The 19,353-nt window shown below is 70.7% G+C and carries 12 protein-coding genes; 10 read left to right on the forward strand and 2 right to left on the reverse strand.

Annotation, left to right across the window (positions count from 1 at the left end):
* Positions 1–19: 19 nt before the first annotated feature.
* A complete protein-coding gene (locus KY572_RS30585) occupies positions 20–556 on the reverse strand; it encodes a GNAT family N-acetyltransferase (RefSeq protein ID WP_224247007.1) in 537 nt (178 codons plus the stop codon).
* Between the two features lie 265 nt (positions 557–821).
* Here KY572_RS30585 and KY572_RS30590 point away from each other — a divergent pair, with 265 nt between their 5' ends.
* From KY572_RS30590 to KY572_RS30635, 10 genes are all read left to right on the forward strand, one after another.
* Positions 822–1,535, forward strand: coding sequence for a GTP-binding protein (locus KY572_RS30590; RefSeq protein WP_224247009.1), 714 nt, complete (start codon positions 822–824; stop codon positions 1,533–1,535).
* Positions 1,532–2,932, forward strand: a complete 1,401-nt coding sequence (locus tag KY572_RS30595) for an ATP-binding protein (protein ID WP_224247011.1) — start codon at positions 1,532–1,534, stop codon at positions 2,930–2,932. The genes KY572_RS30590 and KY572_RS30595 overlap by 4 nt, the downstream gene beginning before the upstream one ends.
* A gap of 13 nt (positions 2,933–2,945) precedes the next feature.
* Positions 2,946–3,890, forward strand: coding sequence for a thiamine-phosphate kinase (gene thiL / locus KY572_RS30600; protein ID WP_224247013.1), 945 nt, complete (start codon positions 2,946–2,948; stop codon positions 3,888–3,890).
* A gap of 69 nt (positions 3,891–3,959) precedes the next feature.
* On the forward strand, positions 3,960–5,318 hold the full coding sequence (locus KY572_RS30605) for a methyl-accepting chemotaxis protein (RefSeq protein WP_224247015.1): 1,359 nt from the start codon (positions 3,960–3,962) through the stop codon (positions 5,316–5,318).
* 21 nt (positions 5,319–5,339) lie between these two features.
* Positions 5,340–5,762, forward strand: coding sequence for a chemotaxis protein CheW (locus KY572_RS30610; RefSeq protein WP_224247018.1), 423 nt, complete (start codon positions 5,340–5,342; stop codon positions 5,760–5,762).
* A 72-nt stretch (positions 5,763–5,834) separates the two neighbouring features.
* Positions 5,835–6,206, forward strand: coding sequence for a response regulator (locus tag KY572_RS30615; RefSeq protein ID WP_224247019.1), 372 nt, complete (start codon positions 5,835–5,837; stop codon positions 6,204–6,206).
* Positions 6,207–6,250: 44 nt separating this feature from the next.
* Positions 6,251–8,350, forward strand: coding sequence for a chemotaxis protein CheA (locus tag KY572_RS30620; RefSeq protein WP_224247020.1), 2,100 nt, complete (start codon positions 6,251–6,253; stop codon positions 8,348–8,350).
* The gene (locus KY572_RS30625) at positions 8,347–8,946 is read left to right on the forward strand and encodes a chemotaxis protein CheC (RefSeq protein WP_224247022.1); all 600 of its coding nucleotides are present in this window, start codon (positions 8,347–8,349) and stop codon (positions 8,944–8,946) included. The genes KY572_RS30620 and KY572_RS30625 overlap by 4 nt, the downstream gene beginning before the upstream one ends.
* 54 nt (positions 8,947–9,000) lie before the next feature.
* A complete protein-coding gene (gene larB, locus KY572_RS30630; RefSeq protein ID WP_224247026.1) occupies positions 9,001–9,753 on the forward strand; it encodes a nickel pincer cofactor biosynthesis protein LarB in 753 nt (250 codons plus the stop codon).
* A gap of 275 nt (positions 9,754–10,028) precedes the next feature.
* Positions 10,029–18,434 carry a S8 family serine peptidase gene (locus tag KY572_RS30635; protein ID WP_224247027.1) on the forward strand — a complete coding sequence of 2,802 codons (8,406 nt, stop codon included), beginning with the start codon at positions 10,029–10,031 and terminating at the stop codon, positions 18,432–18,434.
* Between the two features lie 163 nt (positions 18,435–18,597).
* On the opposite strand, the gene KY572_RS30640 is transcribed toward KY572_RS30635, so the two are convergent.
* Positions 18,598–19,230, reverse strand: a complete 633-nt coding sequence (locus KY572_RS30640; protein ID WP_224247028.1) for an NAD(P)H-binding protein — start codon at positions 19,228–19,230, stop codon at positions 18,598–18,600.
* Positions 19,231–19,353: the final 123 nt, after the last annotated feature.

Consider the following 19,353-nt stretch of genomic DNA (forward strand, 5'->3'; position numbering starts at 1 on the left):
CCGCCGGGACGCGAGCCGATTACAGCTCGCGAGACATCAACAGGCGCAGCTTGCCGGACTTCTTCGACACCACCGTGGCCACCGTGGTGAAGCCCGCCTTGCGGTAGAAGCTCACCGCCGGGCCGTTGGCCGGGTCCACGCGCAGCGCAATCGTCTTGCGGTACATGTCACGCGCCACCTGGATGGCGTAGTTGAGCAGCACCATGCCCAGGCCGCGCTTGCGCAGGTCCGGCCGCACCACGATGTTGCGCATGTACGCCGCGCCCGGGACCGGGCCGTCGCGCTCCACGGTGATGTAGCCCACCACCTGGTTCTGCAGCTTCGCCACATGCAGGAAGGGCCGCAGCTGGGTGAGCGCCTGGAGGCTCTCCTCCTGCGTCTCGCCTCGACCCTTCCACGGCTCGGAGCCGGCACGCAGGGCCGCCACCGTACCCATGTCCTCGTCGGTGGGGTTGGACACCTTCACCGCCGAGTTCAGATCATTGGGCAGGCTGCTCGGATCCAGCACCGGTACTGCGCCGAGTTCCGCGCCTGGGTCCACCTGCTTCATCGTCATCGCCTTGCTCCTCCGTCCGCTGCGATCCTAACCGTTCGACCGGCTACCGTGCACGAGGTGTTTCCGCGCACATTTCCCCCCAACTGTGTGAGGTGCCGGACCCTGGCAAACTGCTCACCTGGGCCACTCATTCCAAGCATGCCGTCAGCCGCCACTCGCTACCTCTCCAGGCAGCTTTTCATTGGCGGACACCCTCACTATAAGAAACGAGCGTCCCAGGCGAGGAGAGTGACGGCCCTGCTCTCCGCCTGCTCGAACTCCGCCCTTGCAACTCAACCACGCCCAGCGCGAGCTCACGCTCAAGATCGTCTACTACGGCCCCGGCCTCAGTGGGAAGACGACCAACCTGCGCCACCTGTATGCCCGCACGAGGCCCGAGGTGCGAGGCCGCCTGCTGTCCGTGGAGACCCGAGACGACCGGACGCTCTTCTTCGACGTTCTGCCAGTCTTCTTCTCCTCGGAGAAGGGTTACAACGTGAAGGTGAAGATCCTCACGGTGCCAGGGCAGGTGATCCACGTCGCGACGCGACGCATCGTCCTGCGCTCGGCCGACGCGGTGGCCTTCATCGCCGACAGCCGCCGCAGCGCCACCCCGGAGAACAACCGCTACTGGCACTCCCTGCGCGAGGACATGCGCGAGAACGGGCTGGATCCGGACCGGGTGCCGGTGGTCATCCAGTTCAACAAGAGGGATCTGCCCGACACGCGCACGGAGGAGGAGCTGGACCTGGTGCGCCGCCGCGGCCGGGAGCCCGTGGTGGGGGCCGTGGCCCTGCGGGGCGAGGGCGTGTGCGAGACGTTTCACGCGCTCATGCAGGCGGCCTGGCAGCGGCTCGACGCGGACGCGAACCTGACGCGCAACATCGGGTTGAGCGAGGAGGAGTTCCTCGGTCGGATCTTCAGCCACTTGGACCTGGGGGGTACTACGCTGGCAGGGCGTTACCAGGCCGAGGGTGTCTCGGGAGGAGGTGCGGCATGAAGGGAGAGCAGCAGTACACGTCGTGGGGTGAGCCCGCCACCCCGCGTCCGGACTCCCTCATCCTGCGCGAGCCGCCCCTGGCCGAGCTGCTGGACCGCCCCTCCTTCTCGGAGGTGGTGCGGGGCTTCGTCGAGCTGCACGGCGTGGGCGCCCAGGTGCTGGACGTGAAGGGCGCCCGGGTGGCCGGGGCCGAGGGGCGGGGTGGGGCGTTCTGCTCGCACGTCATGTCGGGCGAGGGCGGCGAGCAGTGCGCCGCCCGGGTGGCGCTCGGGGGAGGTGCGGCCCTGTCCGTGCTCCCCTGCCCGCAGGGCTCGCGCTACCTGGTCATGCCCGTTCGCTGGGAGGGCTCCGAGCTCGGGCGCGTGCTCTTCGGCCCTCTCTCGGAGACGGAGCAGGCGGCCCTGCCCAAGGAGCGGGTGGATCTGGAGAAGGCGCGCGGCCTGGAGTCCCCGCTGGCGCGCGCCGCGGCGTTCTTCTCCCGCATGCTCGAGGGGCTGATGGTGTCCGGGCACCGCACCTGGCTGGCCAGCCGCATCCAGCAGGAGTCGGCCGGGGAGATCGGCCGGGAGCTGCAGGCCCGGGACGAGCGGATGGCGGCGCTCGACAAGCGCCTGCGCGAGGTGGACCGGCTCCAGTCCAGCTTCCTGGGCACGGTGAGCCACGAGCTGCGCACCCCGCTGGCCTCCATCATCGCCTACTCGGAGTTGCTGTCCGAGGGCCTCACCGGGCCGCTCAACCCGGAGCAGATCCAGTGCGTGCAGTCCATCACCGAGATGGGCCGCACGCTGTTGGACCTGATCACCTCCATCCTGGACATCAGCCAGCTCGAGGCGGGCAAGCTGCGGCTGGCCTTCGCGCCGGTGGACGCCGCCGAGGTGGTGGTGGGCGCCGTATCGAGCGTCACGCCCCAGGCCAAGCGCAAGGGGCTCAACCTGGACGTGCGCTTCCCGGAGTTCCGGCAGCCGCGCGTGCTGGCGGACAAGGGGCGCCTGCAGCAGGTGCTGGTGAACCTGTTGGCCAACGCGGTGAAGTTCACCTCGCAGGGCGGGGTGCGCATCCGCCTCTCCGAGGTGGGGCCCCAGCCGGAGCTGGGCGATGCGCCCGGCTACCGCATCGCCGTCGAGGACACCGGCGTGGGCATCCGCGAGGATCACTTCGAGCGCATCTTCCAGAGCTTCTACCAGGTGGATGGCAGCTCCACCCGCGAGTTCGGCGGCGTGGGGCTGGGGCTGTCCATCGTCAAGCGCTTCACCGAGGGCCACGGCGGCAAGGTGACGGTGCAGAGCGTGCCCGGCGAGGGCTCCTGCTTCACCGTGGTGCTGCCCGCGCGGCCGCCGCAGACAGGGGAGGGCGCGGTGCTCGTCGTGCCGCCGCTGCCCGAGCCGGATCGCTTCTGAGCCCGAGCCCCCCGTGCGCGGCGAGTTCTCCCTCATCGAGCGCTTCCTCGGGGCCTTCCCCCGAGCGCGCGTGCCCGTGGGCCCGGGGGATGACTGCGCGGTGCTCGCGCCCTCGCGCGGCGCGCTGTGCGTCACCACGGACGCGGTGGTGGAGGACGTGCACTTCACCCGCGCGCACTTCTCTCCCGAGGACATCGGCCACAAGGCGCTCGCGGTGAACCTGTCGGACCTGGCCGCCATGGGCGCCACGCCGCGCTGGTTCCTGTGCGCCATCGCCCTGCCCCGGGGCTTTCCGGAGCGCGAGCTGCTCGGGGTGGCGCGGGGCATGAGCGCGCTGGCCCGCGCGCACCGCATCGCCCTGGTGGGAGGCAACTTCACCTCCGCCCGCGAGCTGTCCCTCACCCTCACCGCCGCCGGAGAGCTCCGGGGAGCGCCCATCACCCGGCACGGCGGACGGCCCGGACACCTCCTTTATATGTCCGGGACGCTGGGCGAGGCGCGGCTGGGGCTGATCCACCTCCAGGCCGGAAGACGCCGCGGCCCCGCCATCCTCCGCCAGCGACGCCCGCAGCCTCGGGTGGCGCTGGGGCGCCTGGCCGCCCGCTTCGCCTCCGCCGGCATGGACATCTCCGACGGGCTGGCCCAGGACCTCGGCCACCTGTGCGAGGCGTCGGGTGTAGGAGCAGAGGTGGAGCTTGCCCACCTGCCCATGTCACGCTCGGTGCGGGTGGAGCTGGGCCCCGAGGGCGCGCTCGCCGGAGGCGAGGACTACGAGCTGCTGCTGGCCATCCCTCCAGAGCGCGCGGGAGCTTTCGAGCGGGCGTGCGCCCGAGCCGGAGAGCGGGTGACACGCATCGGCCGGCTGACCCGAGAAAGACGCAGGGTGGTGAAAGATTCCAGCGGACGGCTGATCCCTCCTCCAGCAGGCTTCGATCACTTCCGGTCGTCTGGCCGGTAGATTGACCCTGTCGGACGGCAAGGCTAAACCCGTACACGCTCCCGCCGTCCTTCTGGATCCGCCCTACCCGTGCGCCGCCCCCTTCGCGACGAACTCTCTCCAGGTCTCTCCCCCCGCCGCGAGCCCCTGCAGCGGCTCCTCCGCTCCGTGGAGGCGGCCGATGGGAGCGAGCGGATCGTCTCGTTGCACCGGAAGATCCTCACCGGGTACGTGCTGCTCGGCGCGGCGCTGGTGTTCGCCATGGCGGTGCTCCAGCGCTTCGAGCTGGGCCTGCGCTGGCAGGTGCCCATCGGCTTCTTCCTGACCATCGTGGCCGCCCTCACGCTGCCCCGGCTGCTGGCGCGGGTGAACCGCGTGCGCGTGCTGTCGCGCTCCGCCTTCGAGATCTCCCAGGGCGACCTGTCCAAGCCCGTCGAGGCGGACCCCTCCAACCCGCGCGACGAGATCGACGAGCTGACCAGCGCCATCGGCAAGATGCAGGAGAACCTGCGCGAGCTGGTGGGCAAGATCCAGGACACCGCCAAGAGCGTGGCGGACACCGCCATCGAGGTGCAGCGCTCGGCCGAGAACGTGAACGGCTCCACCGAGGAGGTGGGCTCGTCCATGGAGAAGATCGCCGGCGGCGCCGAGGCCCAGACGATGCTGGTGAGCAAGGCCTCCACCGTCATCACCTCCATGGCCGGCTCCATCCAGCGCACGGCGGCCAGCGCCGATGACGCGGCCCGCACCGCCCTGCAGACGACGCAGGCCGCCGAGGACGGCAGCAAGGCGGCGCGCGAGGCCGGCGACAAGGTGAAGAAGGTGTTCAGCCGCATCGAGGCGGCCAGCCAGCAGGTGTTCGCCTTCGGCGAGAAGACGCAGGAGATCTCCAAGATCGTCGACGCCATCACCCAGGTGGCGCAGCAGACCAACCTCCTGGCGCTCAACGCCACCATCGAGGCGGCGCGCGCCGGTGAGTATGGCCGCGGCTTCGCGGTGGTGGCCGACGAGGTGCGCAAGCTGGCCGAGAGCGCTGGCCGCTCCGCCGAGCAGATCTCCAAGCTGGCCCGGGACATCTCCGGCCAGTCCACCTCCGTGGTGTCCGCCATGAAGGAGGGCATCGAGGAGCTGTCCGAGGGCCGCGAGGACCTCTCCAACATCCTGCGCTCCATGGGCGCCATCACCGACACCGTGCGCAAGAGCGCCGAGCGGGTGCACCTCATCTCCGAGAGCGCCCGCGAGCAGCTCGAGGGCAGCAAGGAGATGGTGAAGGCCATCGAGGAGATCTCCCTGGTGGCGCGCAACAACTCCTCCTCCACGGAGGCCATCCAGACGGTCATCCAGGAGCAGACCAGCGCCGTGTCACGCATGACGTCGCTGGCCAATGAGCTGACCAACACCTCCGTCGAGCTGCAGAGCGTGGTCCGCAGCTTCCGGCTCGACCGGTGAGCCACTCGCCCTGGAGGAACCGTGCGGCACGTCATCTTCCGGGTGGAGAAGGAGCGCTACGGGCTGCCCCTCTCGTCGGTCCGCGAGGTGGTGGTACCCCCCGAGCGCTTCACCCGGGTGCCGCGCGCCCCCGCCGCCATCTCCGGGGTGATGAACCTGCGCGGCCGCGTCGTCACGGTGGTGGAGATGCGGCAGTTGCTGGGATTGCCTGGACAGTCGCCCCCCTCGCGCGTTCTGTTGCTGGACCGGGGACGTCGGGATTTGGGATTCTTGGTCACGGACGTGGATGGAATCGAAGCACTGGAGCGGGTGAGCACGGCGGCGCCAGGAAAGGCCGTACTGGCGGTCCGGGGAGTGGCCAGGCTGAAAGGCCTGGGGGTGACCGTGCTGGATCCCGAAGGGCTGGATGCGGCGGTGGTGGCATTGTTCACCCCGCAGAAGTGAGTAGCCCTTCAAAATGCGCGGGTGCTAGGCTCCGCGCTCCTCTCGAGGCCTTACGCGGAGGCGACGCTTCACATGGCTGCTAAGCGGGTCCTGGTCGTTGATGACGCCATCTTCATGCGCAACATGATCAAGGACATCTTCGCGTCCGGCGGGTTCGAGGTGGTCGGCGAGGCCGCCAACGGCCTGGAGGCCGTGGAGAAGTACAAGGAGCTCAAGCCGGACCTCACGACGATGGACATCGTCATGCCCTTCAAGAGCGGCATCGAGGCCACGCGGGAGATCCTCAAGCACGACAGCAACGCGGTCGTCATCATGTGCTCGGCGCTGGGCCAGGAGAGCCTGGTGATGGAGGCCATCGAGGCGGGCGCCTCGGACTTCATCGTCAAGCCGTTCCGCGCCGAGGACGTGCTGGCCGTGGTGAAGAAGGTCCTGGGCGACGGCTAGCGCACCCCGCGCTGCTCCGCCCCGCTGCCCCAGGGAGGCCCGGCATGGCGATGGACATGTCCCGGTACCTCGGGCTCTTCGTCACCGAGGCCAGTGAGCACCTCGAGGCGCTCGGCAGGGACCTGGTCCAGCTCGAGAAGGAGGGCGGGGCCAGCGCCGTGGACTCGATGTTCCGCCACGCCCACTCCGTCAAGGGCATGGCCTCCTCCATGGGCTTCGAGCCCATCGCCACGCTCGCCCACCGCGTGGAGGACCTGGTGGACGCCGTCCGCCAGGACGCCACCCGGCTCAACCGCGAGCTGGTGGACCTGCTGCTGTCGGCCACGGACACCCTGCTGTCGCAGGTGCGCACGGTGGCGGAGAACAAGCCGCCGGAAGAGGCCAGCACGCTGCTGACCCAGCTGGCCGCCCGCGTGTCCGCCATCACCGGCCAGGCCCCCGCGCCCACGCGGGTGATGAAGGCCACGGCCCTGCGCAACACGCCCGCGCCCCTTCCTCGCCCCGAGCCCGGCGTTCCGCCGCCCGCCTCGAGCGGAGCGCCCGCCACGTCGCCGCGCGCCGAGCCTTCCGCTCCAGCAGGACTGGGGCCGCCTCCGGGGGTCGCGCCGGGGACTCCGCCACCGCCCCCCAAGGCCACGGAGGTCCGGCTGGACGCGGGCCCCCAGGCGCGCTGGGCCGTGAAGGTGCGCGTGGTGCCGACGTGCCAGGTGCCCGGCGTGCGGGCGTTCCTGGTGCACAAGCGGTTGTCCGGGCTGGGCGCCATCAGCGAGCTGCGGCCCGCGCTGGAGGACTTGAAGGCCGGGCGCATCCCGGACGGCCTCATCCAGTGCGAGGTGGAGACGTCGGCGGGCGAGCAGGGCATCCAGGGCGCGCTGCGCAACGTGTCCGAGGTGGAGCTGGTCTCCATCAAGCCCGTCATCACCACGCCGCCTCCGGTGGCGGTGCCGGCTCCGTCGTCCGAGGCTCCCCGCGCCAGTGGCGAGGCCGCGCCCCGGACGGTGCGCGTGCGCACCGAGCTGCTGGACTACTTTCTGGACACGGTGGGGGAGCTGATGCTCGCCACCGCGCGGCTGCGCGAGGTGGGCAAGGAGCTGCCGGAGAACGTGCGGCCTCCGCTGGAGGAGGGCGTCTACCGGCTCCACGCGCTGGTGAAGGACCTGCACGACAAGGTCATGTCGGCGCGCATGACGCCGCTGTCGCTCATCACGGACCGGCTGCCACGCGCGGCGCGGGACATCGCTCGCAAGCGCGGGCGCGACGTGGACCTGGTCATCACCGGCGCCGAGATTGAGCTCGACCGGGCCATCCTGGATGACCTGGCCGACCCGATGATGCACATCCTGCGCAACTGCATCGACCACGGGCTGGAGTCGCCCGAGGAGCGCGCCGCCGCGGGCAAGAGCCCCAAGGGCAAGGTCCAGGTGTCGGTGCGCCGCGCCAGGGACAGGGTCGTCATCGAGATCGACGACGACGGCCGGGGCATGAACGCGGAGAAGCTCAAGTCGGCCGCGGTGGCCCGAGGCTCCATCACCGCCGAGGCCGCGGCGCGCATGGGCGACCGCGAGGCCTTCATGCTCGCCTGCCTGCCGGGCGTGTCCACGGCCAAGGACGTGTCGGAGATCTCCGGCCGCGGTGTGGGCATGGACGCCGTGAAGCGTGTGGTGGAGAACGTTGGCGGCACGCTGGAGATCGACAGCGAGAAGGGCAAGGGCACGCGCTTCACGCTGCGTCTGCCCCTCACGGTGGCGGTGGTCCACCTGCTCCTGGTGGAGGTGGGAGAGGAGGTGTTCGGCCTGCCCATCGCCAAGGTGGTGGGCGCTCAGGAGGTCGACGCCGAGAAGCTCAGCCGCAGCCGGGACACGGCGCTACTGCCCCACGGCAATACGCTGCTGCCGGTGCACGAGCTGGATGAGCTGGTGGGCCTGCCCGCGCCAGCCAGACGCGGAGTGCGGCCTTTTGTGGTGATGGAGGGAGATGCGGGGAAGGTGGCTTTGGCGGTGGATCGCCTGCTGGGGCAGGAAGAAGTGGTGCTCAAGCCACTATCTCGGCCCTTGGACTTGCTACCGGGCCTTTCTGGGGTGACCATTCTGGGCAGTGGCCGTCCGGTCTTCATCCTGGACGTGCCGAGGTTACTGTCCGCGTGAACGCTCCAGTTCCCAGCGAGGCTCAGCTCGACGTGCTGCGCGAAGTGGCCAACATTGGCTGCGGGCACGCGGTCAACGCGCTCGCGCGCCTGGTGGGCGGCAAGCGGGTCGAGCTGTCCGTGCCGCGGGTCATCGTCACCACGGCCTCCGAGGTGGCCGAGCAGCTGGGCGGGGAGGAGGTCGTCACCAGCGTGAAGCTGGGCATCGTGGGGGAGCTGCGCGGGCTGATGCTCTTCGTGATGCCCTCGCGCGACAGCGCGGCGCTGGGCAAGGTGCTGCTGGGGCACGTCATCGGTGGGGTGGAGCTGGAGAGCGCGCTCTCCGAGGCGGCGAACATCGTCGCCAGCGCGTGCCTGTCCGCCATTGGCAAGCTGACGCGGTGGAGGCTGCTGCCCACGGTGCCGGAGCTGCGTGGAGGCTCGGCCCGCGAGGTGGTGGGCGCCGCGCTGCGCGACACCGAGGGCCAGCAGACCAGCAAGGTGGTGGTGCTGGAGGCGCGCTTCTCCGCGTCCAGCGCGCCGCCGGTGTCGGGGCGGATGCTCCTGGTGCTGGAGCGGGACAGCTCCAGCGCGCTGCTCCACCGCCTGGGCGTGTAGCCTCCGGCTTCTCTCGCGTTCTCCTCCCGGCCGGTTTGGGGTAGAGGGGCGCGCATGGACGAGAAGGCGCTCGCGCAGCTGCTGAACCAGGTGAAGGGTGGCAAGGTCTCCGTGGACGACGCGGTCCACCGGCTGAAGGACTTGCCGTTCGCGGAGCTGGGCTATGCCACGCTGGACACGCACCGCTCGCTGCGGTTCGGCTTCCCGGAGGTGGTGCTGGGCGAGCCAAAGACGGTGGAGCAGCTGCTGGGCATCGTCGGCGCGCTGGTGGAGCGCAAGCAGACGGTGCTGGTGACGCGGCTGCAGCCGGACAAGGCCGAGGCGCTGCTGGCCCGCTTCCCGAAGGGCGAGTACCACTCGGTGGCGCGCATCTTCCACATCAAGCAGGGCAAGCGGCGGGCGGGCACCGTGGCCGTCGTCACCGCGGGCACCAGCGACATCCCCGTGGCCGAGGAGGCCGCGCTCACGGCCGAGGCCATGGGCGCCACGGTGCGGCGCGTGTACGACGTGGGCGTGGCGGGCATCCACCGGCTGCTGCGGCGGCGCGAGGAGATCCAGGAGTGCCACGCGGCGGTGGTGGTGGCGGGGATGGAGGGCGCGCTGGCGAGCGCCCTGGGCGGGCTGGTGGGCATCCCCGTGGTGGCGGTGCCCACGTCGGTGGGCTACGGGGCGAACTTCGGCGGCGTGTCCGCGCTGCTGGCGATGGTGAACTCCTGCGCGTCCAACGTCGCCGTGGTGAACATCGACAACGGCTTCGGCGGGGGCTTCTACGCGACGCTCATCTCCAGGACGCGGGGCCGGCGCTAGGCCCCGTGGCCCAGATGCTTGTGACGACAAGCATTGCCGGTGAACCCCCGTTTGGGGCGTTTGGCAGGGTTGAAGGATTGTTGGTTAATTGAAACTTCTCCGTCAGGCGTGCTACTCGTACCGCCCTGGCGGAAAATGCGCGTCCTCTCCGTACGAGTTGTCGAGCCGTCTGATTCGCATCGAGCGCGTCTCCTCCAGCCACAGAACCGTGTTTGTCGGGGAACACCACGATGACGAAATCAGTGACTCGGCCGCCTCCTGGAGGCGTCTTGGCGTTGAGCACCCGTGTGCTCGGAGCGGTATGGCTCGTTGCGGCGCTGGCCTGTGAAGGCCCTGGCAGCGAGCCCGAGCAGCAGCCGGAGGCGCTCCGCACGGACGGGGTGACGCACAAGGTGCAGCTCTCGGCGGAGCAGGCGCGGCAGCTCGAGCAGAGCGGCGCCAACATCCAGCTCATCGCGGACTACGACGCGTTCAAGCTCGTCGAGGTGGATGAGAAGGCGATGGCGGCCCTGCCCGAGGGCGCCGAGCCGCGCGACGACCTCAACGTCATCCTGCTCAACGCCGGTACGATCGACACCGCGTCGGCGCACGGCAAGTCGCTGCGCGCGATGAAGCCGCAGCGGTTCGCGGGCAGGCGCCTGCACCTGGTGCAGTTCGCGGGCCCCATCAAGCCCGAGTGGGTCCAGCAGCTCGAGGCCACCGGCGTGAAGCTGGTGACGTACATCCCCAACAACGCGTACCTGGTGTACGGCGACGAGGCGGCGCTCAACGGGCTGCGGAAGCACGTCGCGGCCTCCCGGACCCTCCAGTGGAATGGCGACTACCTGGACGACTACAAGCTGGATCCGTCCATCCACAAGCTCCAGACGCCGACCTACGCCATCCAGCTCGTCAAGGACGAGGAGGCCAACGGCCCCACGCTGGAGCTGATCCGCGCCCGGCAGTCGCGCGACGGCACCATCGGCGAGGCGCTGGGCTACGTGAACGTGGTGGCCTACCTGACGCTGAAGGATCTCCAGGAGATCGCCCAGCGTCCGGACGTGCTGTCCATCCAGCCGCGCTCCGAGCCGCGCAAGTACGACGAGCGGCAGAACATGATCATCTCCGGCCACGTGGCCGGCAACAGCCCCACGGGTCCGGGCTGGCTGGCGTGGCTGGCCACCAAGGGCTTCACGCAGGCGCAGTTCACCGCGTCCGGCTTCGGCGTGGACGTGACGGACAGCGGCCTGGACAACGGCACCGCGACGCCCAACCACTTCGGCTTCTACGTGGGCGGTGACGTCAGCAACGCCAGCCGCATCGTCTACAACCGCATCGAGGGCACGGGCAGCACGGCGGCCGGCTGCGACGGCCACGGCAACCTGAACGCGCACATCGTCGGCGGCTACACCAACAAGACGGGCGCGCCGTTCACGGACGCGGCCGGCTATGCCTACGGCCTGGGCGTGGCGCCCTTCGTGAAGATGGGCGGCTCCGTCATCTTCGGGCCCGACTGGACCACCCCCGACTACGAGGACCTGCAGTCTCGCGCCTACCGCGACGGCATGCGCATCAGCACCAACAGCTGGGGCTACACCAGCGGCAACACCTACAACATCGACTGCCAGCAGTACGACGCGCTGGTGCGTGACGCGCAGCCGACCGGCTCCGCGGTTCCCGCGGCGGGCAACCAGCAGATGGTCATCGTCTTCGCGGCGGGCAACAACGGCCCGGGCGCCAACAGCGTGGCGCCCCCGGGCACCGCGAAGAACGTCTTCACCGTGGGCGCCTCCGAGAACGTCCAGGCCTTCGGCGGCGCCGATGCCTGCCTCGTGGGCGATAACGGTGCGGACAGCCTCAACGACATCATCGACTTCTCCGGCCGCGGCCCTGCCTCGGACGGCCGCAAGAAGCCGGACATCGTGGCCCCTGGCACGCACGTGTCCGGTGGCGTGGCGCAGGATGCCACCCAGCGCGCCAACCCCCCGGCCAACCCGCTGGGCAAGGCGCTCGCGTGCTTCGACGCCAGCGGCGTGTGCGGCGGCCCCAGCAACAACTTCTTCCCGCTGGGCCAGCAGTGGTACTCGGCCTCCTCCGGTACCAGCCACTCCACGCCGGCCGTCGCGGGCGGCGCGGCGCTGGTGCGCCAGTACTTCATCAACCAGGGTGTCGCTCCGCCCAGCGCGGCGATGACCAAGGCGTACCTGATGAACACCACCCGCTACCTGACGGGCGTGGACGCCAACGACAACCTCTGGTCCAACAAGCAGGGCATGGGTCTGATGGACCTGGGCATGGCCTTCGACGGCATCTCGCGCCTGCTGGATGACGAGAACCCGGCCAGGCTCTTCACCTCCACCGGCCAGACGCACACCTTCACCGGGGCGATCTCGGATCCCACCAAGCCCTTCCGCGTCACCCTGGCGTGGACGGACGCGCCCGGCTCCACCACCGGCAGCGCGTGGAAGAACAACCTGGACCTGACCGTCAGGATCGGCACCAACACCTACAAGGGCAACGTCTTCACCGGCGCCAACTCGGTGACGGGTGGCGCGGCGGACACCCAGAACAACGTGGAGAGCGTGTTCCTGCCCGCGGGCACCACGGGCAACTTCTCCATCACGGTGACGGCGGCCAACATCAACTCGGATGGCGTGCCGGGCAATGCCTCCTCGCTGGACCAGGACTTCGCCCTGGTGGCCTACAACAGCTGCAACACCCTGGCTCCGGTGCCCACCGGCGTGGGGGCCGCCGCCAGTGGCAACAACCGCATCGACCTGACGTGGACGGCCAGCAGTGGCGCCGTCTCGTACAACATCTATCGCTCCACCACCGCGGGCGGGCCGTACACCCAGGTGGCCACCGTGACGGCTCCGTCGTACTCGGACACCACGGTGTCGGGAGGCCTCACCTATTACTACGTGGTGCGCTCGGTGCAGTGCGCGGAGTCCGCCAACTCCACCGAGGTCTCCGCCACCGCCACCGGCGCGTGCACGCTGCCGCCCGCGTTCGCGGGCCTCACCAGCGTGACCAACGCCGGGGCGTCCACCTGCGCCAACACGCTCACCTGGGCCGCGGCCACCCCGGCCTGCGGCGGGACGCTGAGCTACTCCGTCTACCGCGGCACCACCGCGGGCTTCACCCCGTCGGTGGACAACCGGGTCGCCGCGGGCATCACTGGCACCACCTACTCGGATGACCTGAACCTGACCAACGGCACCCGGTACTACTACGTGGTGCGCGCCACCGAGCAGGGTAGCGCCACCACCGAGGAGACCAACACCGTCGAGAGGTCCGCCGTCCCCACGGGCACGGTGTCTCCGGGTGTCCGCTACTTCGACGACCTGGACGCCAACCGCCCGGCGAACGCGGCCTCGTACTGGATCGCGACGCCCACGAATGCGAGCAACATCGTGACGGGCTGCCACTACCAGTCCGCCACCCGGGCGTACCGCATGGGCCCGACCAGCACCGTCTGCACCGCGCAGTACGCCACCGGCTTGCAGGCCACCCTGTCGCTGGGCGGCAACGGCACCACCTCGGGCATCAACGGCTTCACCCTGCCGGCGAGCACCCTCGGTCCGCAGATGACGTTCAACCTCTGGTACCAGTTCGAGTCGCTCTACGATGGTGCCTGGCTCGTCTACAGCACCACGAGCGCCACCGGTCCGTGGACCAACGTGGGCGACGCGGTGTCCACGACGGCGCCCTACATCTCGGCTGGTGGCTACGACGGCGTGCTCGACGGCAGCAGCCCGGCCGTCCGGATCTGGACGGGCGCGAACTCCGGAGCCAACGGCTCCCTCAAGCCGGTCACCGTCAACCTGAGCTCGCTGGCCGGCCAGAAGGTGTGGTTCGGCTTCAAGCTCAGCAGCGACGTCTCCGTCACGGGGGAGGGCATCTATATCGACGATGTCCGCATCACCGCGGACGCGTATGGGACGTGCTCCACGCGGACGCCTCCGGCGGGCGCGCCCGAGACGTACCGGGTGAGCGGACTGCCCGCCACCGTCCAGGCGGGCGCGGCGACCAGCTTCACCGTGACCGCGGTGGACGCGGCGGGCAGCACGGCCACCAGCTACAGCGGCACGGCGACCCTCACCAGCACGGATCCGCAGGCGGTGCTCCCGGCCACCCTGAGCTTCACCGCGGGCGTGGCGACCGGCTCGGTCACCTTCCGCACCCTGGGCTCGCAGACGCTCACCGCGACGGACACGACGCTGACGGGCAGCGCCAGCACCTCCGTCACGGCGGGCGCGGCGACCGCGCTGACCTTCACCGTGCAGCCCGCCAACACCGTGGCGGGTGTCTCCATCGCTCCGGCGGTGAGGGTGGGGCTGGTGGATGCGTTCGGTAACTCCGTCACGACGGGGACGAACAGCGTCACCCTGGCGCTGGGCAACAACCCGAGCGGGGGCACGCTGACGGGCACCACCACGGCGACGATGAGCGCGGGCGTGGCCACCTTCAGCAACCTGTCCCTCTCCAAGGCGGGCACCGGCTACACGCTGGTGGCCACCGCCACGGGGCTCACCAGTGCCACCAGCCAGGCCTTCGACATCACTCCGGCCGCGGCGGCGAAGCTCGCCTTCGTCACCCAGCCTCCCAACGGGTACGAGGGGCTGCCCCTCAACCCGGCGGTGCAGGTGGCCATCCAGGACGCGTTCGGCAACGCGACGACGTCCACGGCCAACGTCACGGTCGCGCTGGGCAACAACCCGACCAGTGCCGTGCTGGCCGGTACCACCACGGTGGCGGCCGTCAACGGCGTCGCGACGTTCAGCACCCTGTCCGTCAACAAGACCGGCACGGGCTACACGCTGAATGTGACTTCGACGGGGCTCACCAGTGCCACCAGTTCGGCGTTCAACATCGCCGGCAGCGTGGGCCTGCCGTACCGGGTGGGCATCACCCGGCAGCCGAGCAACACCGTCGCGGGAGCCGTCATCGCTCCGTCCGTCCAGGTGGCCATCTACGACCAGTCGGGTGCGGTGGTGGCGGGGGCGACCAACGCCATCGCCCTCTCGCTGGGCAGCAACCCGAGCGGCGGCACGCTGTCGGGCACCACCGTCGTCAACGCGGTGAACGGCGTGGCGACCTTCGACACGCTGTCGGTGGACCGGGCCGGCCGCAACTACACGCTGGTGGCGGGCAGCAGCGGGCTCTACGCGGACGTGAGCGTGGTGTTCGATGTGGGCGTGGGCGCTCCGGCGCAGCTTGCCTTCACGGCCTCCCCCACGGGCAACGTGGGCTCGGGCTCGGCCTTCACGGTGAAGGTCGCGGTGCGGGATGCCGGCGGCAACCTCGTCACCGGGGCGACGGCTCCGGTGTCGCTGACGCTCACCAGCGCGACGGGCGCCACCCTGAGCGGCACGACGGTGGCGACGCCCGTCAACGGCGTGGCGACCTTCACGGGCCTCTCCGTGGACAAGGCGGGCTCTGGCTACGTGCTCGGGGCGAGCGCCACGGGCCTGCTCTCCGCGACGTCTCCGGCCTTCGGTGTGGAGCCGGGCGCCCCGGCGGCGCTGGCCTTCGCCACCGAGCCGAGCAATACCCCCTCGGGTGCGGCCATCACCCCCGCGGTTCGCGTGGAGGTGAAGGATGCCCAGGGCAACACGGTGACGTCGTCCGGCGCGCTCGTCACGCTGGCGCTCGGCACCAACCCGTCGGGCGGCACGCTGGGTGGCACGAAGGCGGCGGTGGCCATCAACGGCGTGGCCACCTTCGCGGACCTCACGGTGGACAAGGCCGGCACGGGCTACAGCCTGCGGGCCAGCTCCGGTGCGTTCACCGCCACCAGCGCCAGCTTCAATGTGGCGACGGGTCCGGCGGCGCGGCTGGTCTTCAGCGCGGCTCCGGCCAACGCGGCGGCGGGTGCGGTGCTGGGCCCCGTCACGGTGCGCATCGAGGACTCGGCGGGCAACGTGAGCACGGGCTCGACGGCGCAGGTGACGCTCACCCTGGGCGGTCCCGCGGGCGGCACGCTGGGGGGCACCACCACGGTGGCGGCCGTCAACGGCGTGGCCACCTTCGGTGACCTCTTCATCCAGAAGGCGGCCACTGGCTACACGGTGACGGCGGGCTCCACGGGCCTGACGAGCATCACCAGCGGGGCCTTCGACATCGCCCCCGCGGCGGCTGCGAAGCTGGCCTTCAGCGCGCAGCCGAGCAACACGGCGGCGGGTGCCACCATCGCTCCGGCGGTGAAGGTCTCCATCCTGGATGCCTTCGGCAACCTCGTCCCGAGCGCCACCTCCAGCGTCACCCTGGCGCTCGAGGCCAACCCGTCGGGCGGCACGCTGAGCGGCACCACCACGGCGGCGGCCGTCAACGGCGTGGCCACCTTCGCGAACCTCACGGTGGACAAGGCCGGCACGGGCTACAGCCTGCGGGCCAGCTCCGGTGCGTTCACCGCCACCAGCGCCAGCTTCAATGTGGCGACGGGTCCGGCGGCGCGGCTGGTCTTCAGCGCGGCTCCGGCCAACGCGGCGGCGGGTGCGGTGCTGGGCCCCGTCACGGTGCGCATCGAGGACTCGGCGGGCAACGTGAGCACGGGCTCGACGGCGCAGGTGACGCTCACCCTGGGCGGTCCCGCGGGCGGCACGCTGGGGGGCACCACCACGGTGGCGGCCGTCAACGGCGTGGCCACCTTCGGTGACCTCTTCATCCAGAAGGCGGCCACTGGCTACACGGTGACGGCGGGCTCCACGGGCCTGACGAGCATCACCAGCGGGGCCTTCGACATCGCCCCCGCGGCGGCTGCGAAGCTGGCCTTCAGCGCGCAGCCGAGCAACACGGCGGCGGGTGCCACCATCGCTCCGGCGGTGAAGGTCTCCATCCTGGATGCCTTCGGCAACCTCGTCCCGAGCGCCACCTCCAGCGTCACCCTGGCGCTCGAGGCCAACCCGTCGGGTGGCACGCTGAGCGGCACCACCACGGCGGCGGCCGTCAACGGCGTGGCCACCTTCGACACCCTGTCGATCAGCCGCGCCGGCACGGGCTACCAGCTGACCGCGACGTCGGGCACGCTCACCAGCGCGACCAGCACGGCGTTCAATGCCCAGGCGGGCGTGGCGGCGCGGCTGGTGTTCACGATGGCTCCCTCCAGCACGACGGCGGGCGCCAACCTGGGCACCGTCTCCGTCGAGCTCCAGGACGCGCACGGCAACCGGGTGAGCTCCGCCAGCGGCATCACCCTGACGCTCCAGGGCGGCCAGGGGGGCACTCTGAGCGGCACCACCACGGTGGCGGCCAGCGGCGGCGTGGCGACCTTCAGCGACCTGTCCATCGCTCGCGCGGGGACGGGCTACCAGCTGAAGGCCCAGGCCAGCGGGGTGACGGAGGCCACCAGCGCGGCGTTCGACATCGCGCACGGTCCGGCGGCGGCGGTCGTCTTCACGGTGCAGCCGGGCTCCGCCCAGGCCGGTACGGCGATCAGCCCGGCGGTCCGGGTGGCTCTGCAGGACGCCTTCGGCAACGTCGCGACCAACGCGACGGAGGCCATCACGGTGGCGCTCGGCAACAACCCGCGCAACGGCACGCTGTCGGGCACGAAGACGGTGAACGCCATCAACGGCGTGGCCACCTTCGCGGACCTGTCCATCAACCGCAAGGGCCAGGGCTACACGCTCCAGGCCACCGCGGGCGCGCTGCCGGCGGCGACGAGCGCGGCGTTCGACATCACCCAGGGCCGGGGCCCGAAGCTGGTGCTCCGCGCCACGCTGGCGCAGATGACGGCGGGCGACGCGCTGCCCTCCATCGAGGTGGAGCTGCAGGACGAGCTGGGCAACGTGTTCACCGAGGCCACCACGAGCGTGACGCTGGGCCTGGGCGAGAACCCGACGGGCGCCCAGCTGCTGGGCACCCTCGCGGTGCCGGTGGTCAACGGCGTGGCGAAGTTCGACGGGCTGTCCGTGCGCAAGGTCGGCAACGGCTACACGCTGGTGGCCAGCGCGCCGGGCTTCGCGGGCGTGACGAGCCAGGCGTTCAGCGTCAAGCCGGGCGCGGCGGCCAGCTACACGCTGGCGCTTGCTCCGAGCGTGACGGCGGGCCAGGAGGCCTCGCTCTCGGCCACGGCCTATGACGCCTACGGCAACCAGGCCGCCAGCTACGGTGGCACGGTGAAGGTGACCAGCTCCGACACCGCGGCGTCCTTCGCCTCCACGGCGACGTTCGTCGAGGGCGTGCTGTCTGGCTTCAAGGTGACGTTCAAGTCCCCGGGCCTGCGCACGCTCACGGTGACGGACGCGGAGAACGCCAGCCTCACCGGCACCGCCCAGCTCAACGTCACGCCGTTCGCCCAGCCGACGGCGACGGTGACGGAGCCGGCCGGTGGCACCACCGTCTCCGGCCAGGTCAGCATCACCGTTACGGGCGCGGTGGCTTCTGGCACCACGCTGGCCCAGCTCTCCATCCTCGTGGATGGCGTGGTGGTCGCCAGCGGCACGGAGGCGACGCTGACCGGTACCTGGGACAGCACCAAGGCGCAGGACGACACGACCCACACCATCACCGCGCTCGTCATCGACGGGGCGGGCAACGTGGCGCACTCCGCTCCGGTGTCCTTCACCGTTCACAACGGCGGCGGCGGCTGTGGCTGCGGCACCACCTCCGGTACGGACGCTGGCATCTACTTCGGTCTGCTCCTCCTGGCGCGGTACGTGCTCGGACGGCGCCGCGCGAAGGCGGCCGCGGCGGCCTAGCGGTGGAGGCAGGGCCCCGGGCGCCTGAAGCGGGCGTCCCGGGGTCGAGCGGGCGGAGAAGGGCGTTCCGCCTGCTCACGTCGGAATCTGGCGGGAATGAACGCGCTGGCGCGGAGCTCTCCCGCCGGCGCGTTTTCCTTGGGAGGGTCCTTCGAGGCGCGGGCTACTTGCCGAGCTCGTGGAGCTCTCCGGACATCGCCACGCGAGTTCCCCCCGGTGCCTCCCGAGCCAGGGTGAGCATGGCCCGAGCGACGGTGCGAGCCTCGATGGGACGCCCGCTGAAGGGGCGGAGCAGCGGACCGAGCGCCTTCGTCACCACCATGGCCGCACGCTCGCCAGGGCGGCTCTCGGCCCGCTCTCCGAGCAGCAGCGAGGGGCGAAGGAGGACGAGGGACTCGAAGCCCACGGCCTTCAGGTCCTCCTCCGCTTCACCCTTCACGCGGTTGTAGAAGATGCGCGAGCGCGGATTGGCCCCGAGCGCGGAGACGAGCAGGAAGCGCCGGGCCCCTGCCTTCCGAGCGGCCCGCGCGAAGGCCAGCACGGCGTCATGGTCCACGGCACGGAAGGCCTCCTGGCTGCCGGCCTTCTTGATGGTGGTGCCCAGGCAGCAGAAGGCATCGTCGGCCGAGGGGAGCGACTCGGCCTCCAGCCGGGCGAAGTCCACCGTGCGTTGAGAGAGCTTGGGGTGCTGCCTTGGCAGTGCGCGTCGGCCGAGTGAGCACACCTCCCGGTACTGAGGGCTCTGCAGCAGCTCCTCGAGAAGGAAGCCGCCGACGAGTCCGCTTGCTCCAGCCACGAGTGCGCTGCGTGTCTCCATGGGTCCATACTCGCACGAACGCGGCGCGGAGGTGTCCCGCGTCTCGCGGGAGAGTGACCCAGGAAAGCCAGGACAAGGATCCCCCCTGTCCCGGCCTGCCTC

It is taken from the genome of Hyalangium gracile, assembly GCF_020103725.1.
GTDB lineage: Bacteria > Myxococcota > Myxococcia > Myxococcales > Myxococcaceae > Hyalangium > Hyalangium gracile.

Bases quoted from the DNA above. Each gene is read 5' to 3' on its own strand.
- KY572_RS30620 (WP_224247020.1), top strand. From the start codon at position 6,251: ATGGCGATGGACATGTCCCGGTACCTCGGGCTCTTCGTCACCGAGGCC.
- KY572_RS30585 (WP_224247007.1), bottom strand. From the start codon at position 556: ATGACGATGAAGCAGGTGGACCCAGGCGCGGAACTCGGCGCAGTACCG.
- larB (WP_224247026.1), top strand. From the start codon at position 9,001: ATGGACGAGAAGGCGCTCGCGCAGCTGCTGAACCAGGTGAAGGGTGGC.
- KY572_RS30615 (WP_224247019.1), top strand. From the start codon at position 5,835: ATGGCTGCTAAGCGGGTCCTGGTCGTTGATGACGCCATCTTCATGCGC.
- KY572_RS30595 (WP_224247011.1), top strand. From the start codon at position 1,532: ATGAAGGGAGAGCAGCAGTACACGTCGTGGGGTGAGCCCGCCACCCCG.